Below are 1,038 nucleotides of genomic sequence, written 5' to 3' on the forward strand. Positions count from 1 at the left end.
GCATCTTCGAGCGAAATCTTCTTACGCATCTCTGTGGAGGCATAGCTGTAGGATTCGCTCGCGCACTTTCGCTCATACTGTGCGGCCATTTCCAGCGCTTGCTTTTCTTTCTCATGCCGGAGTTGTTCCAGCTCGGCGGCATGTGCTGCATTGTTCTCTTTGATTTGAGCTTCCAGCTGTTGTATCCTTACATCGTCCTGGTAGAGCTTGTGTGCCACCTTGGGCAACTGAACTTGGGCATACTTATGGAGTGCTGTGGCCTCCTGGGGCACGGCCCGAAGTACCAGGAAGGCCCGATCGTAGTCGCCCTTGGCTATCAGGCTCTCCACCTGCAACTTAATCGTGCTGGCGTGGGTTTGGTAATAGGTGACGATGCGTTCGGTGGCTGAGGCTAGCATTTGCTGTATCTCCTTGTTCGTCTTCAGTGATTTGGCTGCTTCGAGTGCGGCGGACTGTGCATTATGACCTATGCCGGTGAGCCGGAGAGTGGTGGTTCCAAAGACATCACCCGTAGAGACATTGCCCACATAGAGAGCCGCCTCATAGGTCAGCATGACCTTCTGAGGCGTAGTGGCGGTCAGCTGCTTTTGGCAGGTGGCGAGGTCAACGGCCAGTACAAAGTTGGGGTCACCCCCTATGCCGGCAATGCCGTTTTGTGAAGCGATGGAGAGTGCCCTGAGTGCCAAGGCATGGTTCATCTGCTGACTAATGTATAGCGTATCGTTGGGGAGAGGGGTAAATATCGAGAGCTTAACTCCGCTCCCGGTACAGAGGGCAGTATCTACCAAGGCCAACTCTGCACGTCGGGCTTCGATGGCTGCTTCACGCTCCGCGATGCTCATCGTTTGGGCTGGGGGCTTGGGCTCAAACTTTGTGCCGCTCTTACCGTTGCAAGCGGTGAGCAGTGCGAGGGGAACGAAAAACGAGAGATATGCTTTCATTTCCTATAAATTCTAATCCTCTATCATGCATTCCTGCCTAAGTGTAAAGCATAGGCCGCATGGTGCTTAATAAGTAGTATGGCGACAAAGTTCTGTA

Annotated in this window: 1 protein-coding gene; it reads right to left on the bottom strand. The window is 53.4% G+C overall.

Annotated features, from left to right (window positions below; translation table 11 throughout):
* On the bottom strand, positions 1 to 941 hold a 941-nt coding region (locus tag Q4P78_RS09420; RefSeq protein WP_303340107.1), incomplete at its 3' end, for a hypothetical protein.
* Positions 942 to 1,038 lie beyond the last annotated feature (97 nt).

The organism is Rothia sp. (in: high G+C Gram-positive bacteria) (assembly GCF_030540545.1).
Classification (GTDB): Bacteria; Actinomycetota; Actinomycetes; order Actinomycetales; family Micrococcaceae; genus Rothia.